General features: G+C 34.2%; 17 protein-coding genes and 1 tRNA gene. 14 read left to right on the forward strand and 4 right to left on the reverse strand.

Annotated features, from left to right (window positions below; all coding sequences use genetic code 11):
* The first annotated feature begins 2 nt into the window (after positions 1-2).
* The 5 genes from C6H18_RS02795 (at position 3) to fliR (ending at position 4,537) form a co-directional block, all read left to right on the forward strand.
* On the forward strand, positions 3-869 hold the full coding sequence (locus C6H18_RS02795; protein WP_104721590.1) for a phosphate/phosphite/phosphonate ABC transporter substrate-binding protein: 867 nt from the start codon (positions 3-5) through the stop codon (positions 867-869).
* A gap of 360 nt (positions 870-1,229) precedes the next feature.
* Complete coding sequence (gene rpsB / locus C6H18_RS02800; protein ID WP_104721591.1) at positions 1,230-2,027, forward strand: 30S ribosomal protein S2; 798 nt, start codon at positions 1,230-1,232, stop codon at positions 2,025-2,027.
* A 17-nt stretch (positions 2,028-2,044) separates the two neighbouring features.
* Positions 2,045-3,112: a translation elongation factor Ts gene (gene tsf / locus C6H18_RS02805; protein ID WP_104721592.1), complete on the forward strand. Its 1,068-nt coding sequence runs from the start codon at positions 2,045-2,047 to the stop codon at positions 3,110-3,112.
* Between the two features lie 10 nt (positions 3,113-3,122).
* Positions 3,123-3,767, forward strand: a complete 645-nt coding sequence (locus tag C6H18_RS02810) for an ABC transporter ATP-binding protein (RefSeq protein ID WP_104721593.1) — start codon at positions 3,123-3,125, stop codon at positions 3,765-3,767.
* Positions 3,767-4,537 (forward strand): flagellar biosynthetic protein FliR, encoded by a 771-nt coding sequence (fliR, locus tag C6H18_RS02815; protein WP_104721594.1) that lies wholly within the window; start codon positions 3,767-3,769, stop codon positions 4,535-4,537. Before C6H18_RS02810 ends, fliR begins: the two co-directional genes overlap by 1 nt.
* Positions 4,538-4,563: 26 nt before the next feature.
* Here the strand turns inward: fliR and C6H18_RS02820 are convergent, their stop codons facing one another.
* Positions 4,564-5,154: a Crp/Fnr family transcriptional regulator gene (locus C6H18_RS02820; RefSeq protein ID WP_104721595.1), complete on the reverse strand. Its 591-nt coding sequence runs from the start codon at positions 5,152-5,154 to the stop codon at positions 4,564-4,566.
* 110 nt (positions 5,155-5,264) lie between these two features.
* Here C6H18_RS02820 and C6H18_RS02825 point away from each other — a divergent pair, with 110 nt between their 5' ends.
* The 7 genes from C6H18_RS02825 (at position 5,265) to C6H18_RS02855 (ending at position 8,994) form a co-directional block, all read left to right on the forward strand.
* Positions 5,265-5,708 (forward strand): copper resistance protein CopD, encoded by a 444-nt coding sequence (locus C6H18_RS02825; protein ID WP_104721596.1) that lies wholly within the window; start codon positions 5,265-5,267, stop codon positions 5,706-5,708.
* A 10-nt stretch (positions 5,709-5,718) separates the two neighbouring features.
* Positions 5,719-6,102, forward strand: coding sequence for a group III truncated hemoglobin (locus C6H18_RS02830; protein WP_104721597.1), 384 nt, complete (start codon positions 5,719-5,721; stop codon positions 6,100-6,102).
* 133 nt (positions 6,103-6,235) lie between these two features.
* Positions 6,236-6,712: a hypothetical protein gene (locus C6H18_RS02835; protein ID WP_104721598.1), complete on the forward strand. Its 477-nt coding sequence runs from the start codon at positions 6,236-6,238 to the stop codon at positions 6,710-6,712.
* Positions 6,713-6,747: 35 nt separating this feature from the next.
* On the forward strand, positions 6,748-7,527 hold the full coding sequence (locus C6H18_RS02840; RefSeq protein WP_104721711.1) for a histidinol-phosphatase HisJ: 780 nt from the start codon (positions 6,748-6,750) through the stop codon (positions 7,525-7,527).
* A gap of 122 nt (positions 7,528-7,649) precedes the next feature.
* Positions 7,650-8,075 carry a hypothetical protein gene (locus tag C6H18_RS02845; RefSeq protein ID WP_104721599.1) on the forward strand — a complete coding sequence of 142 codons (426 nt, stop codon included), beginning with the start codon at positions 7,650-7,652 and terminating at the stop codon, positions 8,073-8,075.
* A complete protein-coding gene (gene rsmD, locus C6H18_RS02850) occupies positions 8,068-8,658 on the forward strand; it encodes a 16S rRNA (guanine(966)-N(2))-methyltransferase RsmD (RefSeq protein ID WP_104721600.1) in 591 nt (196 codons plus the stop codon). The genes C6H18_RS02845 and rsmD overlap by 8 nt, the downstream gene beginning before the upstream one ends.
* A 24-nt stretch (positions 8,659-8,682) precedes the next feature.
* Complete coding sequence (locus C6H18_RS02855; RefSeq protein WP_104721601.1) at positions 8,683-8,994, forward strand: rhodanese-like domain-containing protein; 312 nt, start codon at positions 8,683-8,685, stop codon at positions 8,992-8,994.
* A 2-nt stretch (positions 8,995-8,996) separates the two neighbouring features.
* Here the strand turns inward: C6H18_RS02855 and C6H18_RS02860 are convergent.
* The 3 genes from C6H18_RS02860 to C6H18_RS02870 form a co-directional block, all read right to left on the reverse strand.
* Positions 8,997-9,072: transfer RNA gene (locus tag C6H18_RS02860), tRNA-Glu, on the reverse strand.
* Between the two features lie 54 nt (positions 9,073-9,126).
* Positions 9,127-9,723, reverse strand: a complete 597-nt coding sequence (locus tag C6H18_RS02865; RefSeq protein WP_104721602.1) for a cysteine peptidase family C39 domain-containing protein — start codon at positions 9,721-9,723, stop codon at positions 9,127-9,129.
* An 85-nt stretch (positions 9,724-9,808) separates the two neighbouring features.
* The gene (locus C6H18_RS02870) at positions 9,809-10,663 is read right to left on the reverse strand and encodes a hypothetical protein (protein ID WP_104721603.1); all 855 of its coding nucleotides are present in this window, start codon (positions 10,661-10,663) and stop codon (positions 9,809-9,811) included.
* Between the two features lie 120 nt (positions 10,664-10,783).
* On the opposite strand from C6H18_RS02870, the gene C6H18_RS02875 reads away from it, so the two are divergent.
* Both C6H18_RS02875 and C6H18_RS02880 read left to right on the forward strand, forming a co-directional pair.
* A complete protein-coding gene (locus C6H18_RS02875; RefSeq protein ID WP_104721604.1) occupies positions 10,784-11,332 on the forward strand; it encodes a hypothetical protein in 549 nt (182 codons plus the stop codon).
* An 11-nt stretch (positions 11,333-11,343) separates the two neighbouring features.
* A partial coding sequence (locus tag C6H18_RS02880; RefSeq protein ID WP_158654854.1) for a hypothetical protein occupies positions 11,344-12,075 on the forward strand: 732 nt, incomplete at its 3' end.

The following is a 12,075-nucleotide window of genomic DNA, read 5'->3' on the forward strand; positions in this document are numbered from 1 at the left end:
AAATGAAGTATATTTTAGTTGGAGCAGTAGCTTATGCACCGCAGATAGTACCGATTTGGGATATTATACGCGAGTATGCGAATGATTATTTGAAAGATATAAGGCTAGATTATGTGCTATTTAGCAATTATGAACGGCAAGTGCAGTGGCTTGTAGAGGGCAAAATAGATATTGCTTGGAATACTAATGTTGCCTATATCCGAGCCAGTGCAGAAGCAGGAGTAGAGGCGATTTTAATGCGGGATACTGATATTGGCTTTAAGAGTGTCTTTGTGAGTAAAGATAAAGTGCAAAGTTTAAAAGATTTGAAAGGGAAAAAGTTTGGTTTAGGGAGTTTGGATTCTGCTCAAGCTGCTATTATGCCTTTATTTTATCTCCAACAAAATGGGTTTAAGCTACAAGAATTCCCTCTACCTCTATTGGATACAGCAAAGGTAGAGAATGATAGTATTGGGATATTCCGCTTTAATAGTGATGTAGGAAAGCACGGCGATACAGGAAAGAGTGAGTTTGAGGTATTGGATAAGATTATCAGTGGAGAGCTTGATGCAGGGGCAATTGGTTCGACAACTTGGATGAGGGTGCTTCAGGAGGGGAACTATCCACAAATGACAAATTTTTATACAAGTCCTGATTATTGCCATTGCAACTTTACAACCCTAAAAGGTTTTGATTCTACGCTTAAAAAAAGTTTTATAACAATGATGCAATCCCAAAATCATCTTAAAGATAATCCACAAATTGCTCATATGATGAGTTTAGAGGGTTTAAATAATTGGGTATTATGTGATGAAAAAGCACTTAGGGGATATAAGGAGATTATACAAGCAATGAAAGAGCAAAGATTAATGGAGAATATCATTGCTTAAAGATTCTCTAAAGCAAGTAATAAGAATGTATTAGAATCTTAAGTAGAGGAATCTTGAGAATAAAGATGATCTATGAGTGCTAAGTTGATACAAGAAAGCTATTGGCGAAAACTTAATTATAGTTGTTTTATTGCAAGAAATACAAGATGCCAATTTCGGGTTTGGAATATGGGGTTTGGGTTTTAAAAGTGAAAGTGTTATTGGGGTGGTGCAACTTTAATAAAAGCTAAAATTAAAGAAAATTTTAATAGAATGCTAACCTTTTATCTTAAAAATCACACACGTTAATCCTAAGTTAGGTTGCAGGTTTATGCCTGTTTAAGAACGTGGAGGAAAAACCAAACCATTAGAGGAGAAAATATGGTAACAATGAAAGACCTTTTAGAATGCGGTGTTCATTTTGGACATCAGACAAGACGTTGGAATCCAAAAATGAAAAAATACATTTTTGGTGTGCGAAAAAATATTCATATTATTGACTTACAAAAAACTTTGCGTTATTTTCGTTATACCTATAACATCGTTAGGGATGCAGCAGCAGAAGGGAAAGTCATTATGTTTGTTGGAACTAAAAAACAAGCTAATGAAACCTTAAAACAATATGCGCAGAGCGTCAATGCTCCTTATGTGAATTATCGTTGGCTTGGAGGAATGCTGACAAACTTTTCAACCATTAAAAAATCGATTCGTAAATTAGAAATCATCGAAGAAATGGAATCAAGTGGTCAAATTGATCTTTTAACCAAAAAAGAAAAATTAATGATTCAAAGAAAAAAAGAGAAATTAACGCAATATCTAGGTGGTGTAAGACATCTTAAAAAAGTCCCTGATATGATTTTTGTTATTGATGCCGCAAAGGAGAAAATAGCGGTAGCTGAAGCTAGAAAGCTTGGGATTCCTATTGTTGCTCCATTAGATACCAATTGCGATCCTGATGTGGTAGATTATCCAATTCCAGGAAATGATGATGCGATTCGCTCTATTCAACTTTTTTGTAAAGAAATGACAGAAGCCATTACAGAGGGACGCGCTATTGCTGGAGGTGAAGCCCCTATTGAAAATGAAGAGGTCGCTCCTGCAAGTGAGCAAGAGAAGCAAGAGGTTTTAGAAGAAGCTATGCGTGAAGAAGATTTTATGCAAGCAGAAAACCAAGAATAATTTTGTAAGGATAGAAGATGGCAGAGATTAATGCGCAACTTGTAAAACAGCTTCGGGAAATGACAGATGCAGGAATGATGGATTGCAAAAAGGCTTTAGTGGAAACACAGGGTGATATCCAAAAAGCGGTAGAATACTTAAGGGAAAAGGGATTAAGCAAGGCTGCTAAAAAAGCTGATAGGGTCGCTGCAGAAGGTGCGATTAGTATTGAAGTTTCACCAGATTTTAAAAAAGCTAGTATGGTAGAGATTAATTCTGAAACTGATTTTGTCGCCAAAAATGAGGGTTTTAAAGAGTTAAGTTCAAAAACTATTGCGTTGGTGCAAAGTTCTACTATCCAAAATACAGAAGAATTAAATACCTTAAATCTTGATGGTGTTAAGTTTGAAGAATATTTAAAAACACAAATTGCAAAGATTGGTGAAAATATCGTTGTTAGAAGACTTGGAAAGGTTCAAGTGGAGGGTAGTGGAGTGGTTAATGCCTATGTGCATTCTAATGGACGAGTTGGCGTGATTATCGCACTTAAATGCCAAAAAGAAGAAAATACTGCAAAATTGGCAGATTTTACTAAGAATCTCTGTATGCACGCAGCAGCAATGAAGCCACAAGTTATCAGTTACCATTCCTTTGATTTAGATTTTATCCAAAAGGAAAAAACTGCCATCATTGCAGAATTAGAGAAAGAAAATGAAGAACTCAAAAGATTAGGTAAGCCTTTGCATAAAATCCCCCAATACATTAGCCAACTAGAATTAAATGACGAAATCTTAGCTAAGCAAGAGGCTATCTTTAAAGAGGAGCTTAAGGCTCAAGGTAAGCCAGAGAAAATTTGGGATAAGATTTTACCGGGTCAGCTAGAGAGATTTAAAGCAGATTCTACGCTTTTAGATCAGCGATTAACACTTTTGGGGCAGTTTTTTGTAATGGATGACAAGAAAACTATCGCGCAAGTTTTGGCGCAAAAGAGTGAAGAACTCAAGGATACTCTTGAAGTGGTTGAATATATTCGTTTTGAGCTTGGTGAAGGGATTGAAAAGCAGGTAAGTAGCTTTGCTGATGAAGTTGCCGCACAGCTTGGATAATCCTTAGAATATGTCTTTATTAGAGGTTAAAGGCATTTCTTTTAGTTATGAAAAGCCCGTTATAGATAATCTCTCTTTTAGCGCACAAGGGGGGGAGAGTATTTCTATTATGGGTGTTAGTGGAAGTGGGAAAAGCACACTTTTACACATTTTATCTTCGTTTTTAAAACCCCAAAGAGGAAGTGTTAGGATACTCAATAAAGACATTTATGCTATCCCTTATGCAGAGATTTTAAATCTTAGACGCAAGGAAATAGGCATTATCTTCCAATCGCATTATTTGTTTTTGGGATTTAACGCAAGAGAAAATTTAGAGGTTGCCTCTTTGCTTTCAGGGGAAGCTATTGATGATTCTTTGTTGAGGTTTTTTGGAATTTTTGAGAATTTACCTAAAAATGTTAGCACTTTAAGCGGGGGACAGCAACAACGTTTATCTATCGCTAGAATCTTAACAAAAAAACCTAATATTATTTTTGCAGATGAACCCACAGGGAATTTAGATAGAGAAAACGCTTTTAAGGTTATGGGATTGCTTTTTGAATATGTTAAGCAGACTTCTGCTCTTTTAATTTATGTAACGCACGATCCGCTTTTAGCGCAAAAGGCTACCCGCTCTTATCAGCTAGAAAATGCCAACTTAAAGCCTCTTAATTAATGGAATTTTTAGCTTATCTTACAGAGGGAAATGTCGCAAACTTTTTATTGTTGCTTTTGCGTTTTGCCGGGATTATAGCCTTTTTTCCTTTTTTTGAAAATCAGCTCATTACCAACTCTATTAAGGGCGTTTTTATCTTTTGGTTGGCAATTTTATTTATCCCATTAGTTACGATTATTCCTCCTGCTAATATGAGTATTGTGGAATTTATTGTAGCGGGATTGTCAGAGATTATGCTGGGATTCTTGGCTTCTATGGCGTTACAGATTGTCTTTGGTATGATTTCCTTTGGTGGAGAGGTTATTTCTTTTGCTATGGGATTAACCATTGCGAATGCTTATGACCCTGTAACAGGCGCTCAAAAACCAATTGTTGGGCAACTTCTAACATTACTTGCATTGCTTATTATGTTAGGGCTTGACTATCATCATCTTTTTTTATATTTTGTAAGTGAGAGTATTAAAGAGATTCCTTTAGGGGGGTTTCTTTATTCTCATAACTATATCCAATACATTATCCAATCTTTTTCGAATCTTTTTTTGATAGGGCTTACAATGTCTTTTCCTATTATCGCACTTATTTTACTCTCTGATATTATTTTTGGAATGATTATGAAAGCTCATCCACAATTTAATCTCTTAGCCATTGGTTTTCCTGTCAAGATTAGCATTGCCTTTGGTATTTTAGTTGTGATTATTCCTGCGGTAATGATTCATTTTAAAAGAGAGTTTCTTAAAGCTTTTGATGCTTTGACTATTTTGTTCCAATAATCCTTAGTCTTTGTAGAGTCTTTGGATTAGAGATTGTTGATAAATTTCGTATCCATAAAAATAATCTTTCCATTTTGAGTTTTTATAAGGTTTTTTGCTTTAAGGTTTTTTAGAACCCTTGATAGTGATTCGGGGCTTATATTAAGATTTTTGGCAATTTGCTTTTGTGTAAGGGTGGGCAGTGATGCTTGATTTTGTAAAAGAAAGTCTTTGAGTTTTTCTTCTATGGTTTTAGAGTTTTGGCTAATATGGTTTTCTAAGATTTTGATTTTATTGCAGAGTGAAGCTATGAAAGAGAGGCAAAAATTCGAATCTTCTTGGCATAATCTTTTAAAGGTTTTAATGCCAATCTCTAATACCTCGCATTCTTCTATACACATTGCACTTGCTGGGTATGGAATGTTTAGAAAAGTAGGCATTTCTGCAATGAAGCTTACACTGGAGATTTGGTGGATAGTTTTTTCTTTGTTGTCTTCTGTGCTTTTATAAAGAGAAATCTTCCCCTTTAATAAAACAAAAAGGTTTTTTGGATTCTCACCTTCATAAAAAAGAGTTTCTTCTTTATGGTAAAAGCGTTTGTAGCCTATATTATAAAGCATCTTGATATAATCTTCCATTTTAAATCCTTTTTGGATAATGCGAAGAGTATCAAAAAACTTAACATAAATCAATTTTTATTTTTATTGGCTGTGTTATGATTTTTGTAAAATCATTAGGAGTAAAGTTTATGGAAGTGTTTTATCCTTATTTTTTGATTGTGCATTTAATGAGTGCTATTATTTTTTTGGGCTTTATTTTTACCGATGTGGTTTTGCTAGCTCCTCTTAGAGAAGTATTAGGTGAGGAGTTTGCCGATAAAATGTTTCAAGGGATTTCTAAGCGCGGTAGTAAAATTATGCCTTTTTGTCTTTTGTTATTGGTATTAAGTGGTGGAGCAATGATTGGTCAGTATGTTGGAAGTGGTCAGGGGTATTTTGATACTTTCTTACAAAAAGCTTTATGGTTTAAGGTATTTTTTGCTTCTTTAATTGTTTTGGCAGTGATTATTTCTTTAACCTGCCATTATATTTTAAAAGTGAGGAATCCATTAGGCAAGATTATCCACCCCCTAGCATTAGTGTTTGGGGTGTTTATTGTAGTGTTGGCAAAAATAGCATTTTATTTTAGTTAAGGGGAAGATTATGAAATATCAAGAGATTTGTGTAGAGGGAATTAACCAATTAATGGATATTTTTTATGGAAAGATTCGTAAAGATAAGAGCGGACTTGGGGAGATTTTTAATAATAAAATAGGCACAGGTGAGGAAGAATGGAGAGAACATAAAGCCAAAATTTCGAATTTTTGGCAAGGAATGTTATTAGGTAGCGGAGATTATTCAGGACAGCCTATGAAAGCACATTTAGAGCTACCACCTTTTCCTAGAGAGTTTTTTAATACTTGGTTGGAGTTATTTGAAGAGAGCTTAAGACAGGTTTTTGAAGACAATATTGCCAATGATATTTTGCATAAAGCAAGGATGATTGCTGATAGATTCCAATATATGCTTTATGAAAGTGGGCATTAATTTTTCTGCTTTAAGTTTGGCGATAGTGAAAAACAAGTTGGGTTTTTAGAGGTATTAGCATTGCTTAACAAAAGAAAAGTCAAATAAAATGTGTTATAATGCCAAATATTAAGCAAAGTTTAAGGGATAAGGAATGGAAGACGAATTTCCTAAGGAAGATGAAGATTTTTTAAATAAGCTAGATTATGACACTGTTATCCAAAGGGCTTGTCAAGAAATAGATGCTAACAATGGAAGCATAAAAGAGCTAAAGCAGGGCAATGCGGTTGTGTTTCTTGAAACAAGTAGAAGAATGGTATTGGATAAAAATGGACTTATCCATTCTGGGAATCTTTACTCAAGTGCCGCTTATGCTGCCTTATTGGCGGTTAATAATCCTAATGCCGTAGTCATTGGTGCTGAAGTGAAATTCCTAGCTCCTCTTGAGGTTGGGAATGAAGTAGTTTTTAAGGCTCAAACTTTACAAGAGGATACAAAGAAAAGGGAAGTAAAAGTAGAAGGTTTTGTTTTAGATATTAAGATTTTTGATGCAATGTTTTATGTGGCTGTTTTTGAAAAGCATGTTTTAAGTCTGCATATTACTAAAGAGATGGAAAAAAAAATGGGGTGAGTTACTAAAGTTTAGGAGCAATGATGGGAGTAATGATGAAAGTAGATTTGCATAATCACACATCTTTTTGCAATCACGCAACAGGAAGTATGGAGGAATATATCCAAAGAGCTATTGAAGAGAAAATTGATGTTTTTGGTTTTTCTTGTCATAATCCTATGGGCTTTGATGAAAAATATCGTATGAGTTTCACACAACTGCCTTTGTATCTTGATAGAATTAGAGAATTAAAAGAAAAATACCATTCTAAGATTCTTATTAAAAGTGCTTTGGAGATTGATTATCTTCCGCAGTATTTAGAGGATAGATTGTTGGATTTACCCTTAGACTATCGTATTGGGTCTGTGCATTTTTTAGGTTCTTGGGGGTTTGATAATCCAGAATTTATCGGGGAGTATTCTAAAAGAGATATTAATAAAATCTGGGAAGATTATTATGCGGCTATTGAAGAAATGGCAAAAAGTGGATTGTTTGATATTGTCGGGCATATAGATTTATTAAAGATTTTTAAATTTTATCCGACAAAGGATTTGAGAAAGCCTCTACAATCAGCCCTAAAGGCTATTAAGAAGTCTAATATGGTGGTTGAGATTAATGCAGCAGGGTTTCGTAAAGAGGTTGGCGAACAATACCCTAGTAGGGAGATTTTGGAGATGTGTTTAGAGCTAGAAATACCTATTACTTTTGGCAGTGATGCACATAGCATAGAGCAAATAGGGTTTAAAAGGGAGGCTATGGAAGACTTGGCAAAAGAAATTGGCTTCAGCAAATGCGCAACTTTCACACAGCGACAAAGAGAAATGGTAGAGTTTTGAAGCTAGAATCCAAGGTTCATTATAAAAGCCTATTAGGCATTAAAGTAAAAGCATTAAATTAATTTCTTAATGGTGGGGCTATGGAAACAAGGTATAATTTTTAAAAGTTTTTGGAGTTTGTTATGAAAATTGCATTAATTAGTAATTCTTTATTGCTTACTAAAAGCTTAGAGATATATTTGCGGGATTATTTGACAAGCTATAAGATGTGTGATTTTATTGTAGCGACAGAGCCTATGGAGGCAGATAAGCCTGTATTTTTGGTTGGGGATTTTTCAGAGGCTAATCTTAATAAGCCTTTTACTAAGGAAATACTCTTAGAAAGCTTAGAATCTTTTTATTTTCAAATTAAACATCAAGGAACGCAAGAACCCCCTTTGAATAACTCCAAACCTATCTCCACGATGTTAGGCAATTTTAGAGATCGTAGGTTAGCCACTCAAGATAATGATGCGGTATTACAACAAAAAATGCAAGAAGTTTTAGAGCGATATGCTCAAGAAATTGTAGAACTTACTAGGGAACATTTTAAGGGCAAAAATGACTAAATCCCCGCTAAAGCATAATAGCTTAAGGGTTATAGGTGGAGCTTTTAAGGGCAGGAAGCTTAAAATGGCTCCTTTGGAGGTTACTCGCTCTTCTAAGATGATTTTAAAAGAATCTTTTTTTAATACTTTAGGTAATGCGATTATAGGGGTGAATTTCGTAGAATTTTTTGCAGGGAGTGGAAGCATTGGCATAGAAGCCCTAAGCAGAGGGGCTAAATGTGCATTTTTCTTTGAAAACCATAAAACATCTTATAAAGTGCTAGAGGAGAATTTAGAGAAGGTTTGTCAAGGTTGTGCCTATAAAACGATTTTTGGCGATACCTTTAAAACCTATAAAGATTCTTTAAAAACACTCAAAGGTGAGACAATTGGGTATTTAGACCCTCCCTTTGATATTAGAGAGGATAGGCAAGGCATTTATGAGCGATGCTTTGGTTTGGTGGAAGATTTGGATTGTCAAATCTTTACAAATATTGTCTTAGAGCATATTTCAAGCTTAGAGATTCCAGAGCAAATAGGAAAATTTATGCTTTATAAACATAAGAAATTTGGAAAGAGTGCTTTAAGCTATTATCAAAATTAAATATATAAGGACAGGTTTAAGACTATGGAATACTATGGCAGGAAGCATAAAAGTTTGGCAAAGGCTATTTTTAAAGAGGATTTAGAGAATATTTTAGAAAACGATGAATGGATATGTGTAGATATTAGAATGCCCGATGATTTTAAAAAGGGGCATTTAAAAGGTGCTAAAAATATTACGACAAAAGAAGACTTAGAAGCAATATTGCAACAGCATAAAAAGGTATTATTAAATTGTTATTCTGGACACACGGTTTCTTTATTGGGGAGCGATTTGGTAGAAGCAGGATATACCGAAATTTATTTTTTAGATGAAGAAATTATAGAGTGCATATAGCTTGGCGACCCTTGGAAGATTCGAACTTCCGTTACTGCCGTGAAAGGGCATTATCCTTGGCCACTAGATGAAAGGGTCGCAGGGATTGTAGCATATTTCCCAGCAAATAAAAAGCTTTAACATTCCTTAGCCCTAAAGCCTCCCAAACACTCTCTTTTCAAAATCAAACTTCTTAGGGAGATGTAAATCTACTTCTTCAAACTCTCTCTTTGGCATAACCACTAAAGTAAATCCACCTTTATTCTCCCTATCCCATATACTATAAAACTCCCTTTTGGAGCTTATATATTCTCCATAGCTTGGGTCAAGCACTTGAATAAAATCGCCTTGATGATTGATAATCACGACAAAATGAGGGAATCTAGGGTCATCTTCGATTTTAACAAGCAAGGGAATGTTAGTAAGCTTATCTAAGACTCGTTGGTCGATACGAAAAGAATCACTTTTGAAATCTAATTTTTTAATAACCTCTTCTAAGTCCGCAAAGCTTACCATATCGGTGTAAAGTTCTTTTTCACTCATTATTTTTAATACTTCTAATTCATTAAGCTTTTGATTATCAATAAGATTGATTAAAGTAGCAAGAGAAGATGCTCCACAAGATTGTTCATAAGTTTGCCTAACCACTCTTTGGTTTTTAATCTCTTGATAGGATTGCACGACAAACTCTGCTTTTAAGATAAAGGGTAGCCAAGAAAAGACTATGAGAAACTTTAAGAGCCTTTTCATAGTTACTTCTTTCTTGTTATCTTGTAAGGAGACATAGAGTATAGATGTATAACAAAACCTTTAAGGTTTAAGCCTTGAAACTTCATTAAAACTTTTTCCATAAGGTTAATCCAAATATTGCATCAGGTGCAGCGGAGCTTCCCCCAAAGTTAGCATTGACAGAAATAGCGGTATCTTGGTTAAGGCTATAAGTAGAACCAACGCTTAATGTTGGTATAGAGCGAATATTTGAAGTTTGATTCCTATTAATCCTTTGTTTGGTTTGGAATCTCTGCTCGGCTCCTAAATCTAAAGTGATTTTAGGGCTTAAAATAATGGATAAATCTCCTCCTACATACATACTATGCCCATAATCTATCTTACCTATCTTAAACTTCCTTTTTGCGTTATATCCAAATCCACCATAAATGCTATAAACCACAGGATCACTATATCCTCTTAGGGTTGCTTGGAGACTTTGGGATTTAAGATAGAAGCTTTTATCTTCAGCAGCTGAAGATTCTCTTTGGAGAATAGCGGTTTGAAAGGTGATTTGTGGCACAAAATCCGCAATACTTTTGCCTGTATAGATAAAGCCAAGCCATAGAGAGTTAAAGCTAAAATCATTTTCATTTGTATAGTTATTAGAGAGAAAAGCTTTATATTCTTTTCTTGCATAACTTCCACTCCCTGATACAAGAATATCAAACTTAGGCATAAGCGTATAAATAAAAGTCTGATTAAGGCTTAGTTGTTTGGTATCGCTCCAAAGTGTCGTATCTCCCCCTATGCTAATATTGGGATAGAGAGAATAAGTATTCGCATTCCCTGTGCTAAGGAGTGAAAAGCTTGTAATACTCCTTAAGCCAATTTGCTTTTTAAAGAGATTATCAATATTTAGCTCATCACTAGCCAAAAGAGAGTTTGTTAAAAACAATAAAGTAAAAAAGAGTTTTTTCATTCCAATCCTTTTAAAAAATATTAACTAGAATTCTAAATAATAAACAATCAAAAGTAAAGCTTGACTTTAAAATAAAAATACGTTAGAGTGAAAACCAATTTTTCAAAAAAAGGAGAAAATATGTTAAAAAAGGTTTTTAGTATCCTAGCTTTAGGTTCTTTATCTGTAAGTTTTGCATTAGCACAAGAAGATATTTTAGCTCTAGTTAGTAAAGGGAGAGTTACAAGTAATAGTGTAGGTGTTACCAAACTAAACATTGAAGAGAAAAAACAGGTGAAGGGAGGGATACATCGTGCACCATATATAAGGCATGAATTAAGAGATAATTATGGTAATTTGATAATGAAGTATGACTACTATGAGTTTATTCTATCTCCTTATGAAAAAAATCGTGGAATGGCTATTATAAATGATAGAGAAAGCACTTACCAAAAAGTTCAAAACTATTTAGACTTTAAAAGGCTAACTGTTGTTGATCCAAGATATGAAAGAGCAATGATGTTTGTGCGAATTGACTATAAAGCAAGGCAAATTATGACTGAAATTGTGGCTTATGATACACGATACAATACTCAAAGAAGGATTTATCAAGGGAATCCTATCATTGAAAAGTTAAATAAAGTGTTTCGTGATGAGATTATTCGTGATTCATTATCTAGCTCTAGATAGGAGGAGTTATTATGCAAGTTACGAATAATATCTCCTTATCTACTCCAAAAATTACTCAAAAATTCATAGAAGAACGAGAAAAAAATAGAGAAGAAAATAAAAAGCTTATGCAGACTTTGTTAGAAGAGAGGACAAAGCTTATGCAAGCTATATTGGAAGTTCCAGGGGGGGAACTTGTAGCATTCTTGCTTCCTTCAGAAAAATACCCCAATAAATTTTTAGCAGAGATCTCTCTAGAAAATATGCGTTATTTAGTGAATGTTGGTAGGATTAAAAATGATGTCATAGATGAGCATTCCCAAAAATTCACCAATGTAAGCGAAGAAAGCTACCAAAGTGCTAAAGCTTATATTTATAAACAAATGGAAGATATTGCTCTTGCTATTTATGAAGAAGAGGGAGATTCAGGGTTATTAGGAACTTTGATGGAAATAGGAAGGTTTAGGCAAATCATTGATATAGCAGAAGACATTAAGGAAAATAAATTAGAATCTAGTGCTAGAGAATTGGCTTGGGTATTAAAAACAGAAGATAAAGAGAAAATTGCAAAGGCACAAGAGAGAATAGAGATATATTTGGATAAGATGTGGAATGCTAATACCGTGGGTTTAGCTATTACAATACACTTCTTCACACTTGTAGATAGCAAAATACCAGCAGAGAATTTTCAAAAGATTAAAGATTCTTTAGGGATAATGAGAAATTATATAGAAAATAACTTTATACCTAATGAACAAGGAATC

This window comes from Helicobacter mesocricetorum (assembly GCF_900198605.1).
GTDB classification, from domain to species: domain Bacteria; phylum Campylobacterota; class Campylobacteria; order Campylobacterales; family Helicobacteraceae; genus Helicobacter_D; species Helicobacter_D mesocricetorum.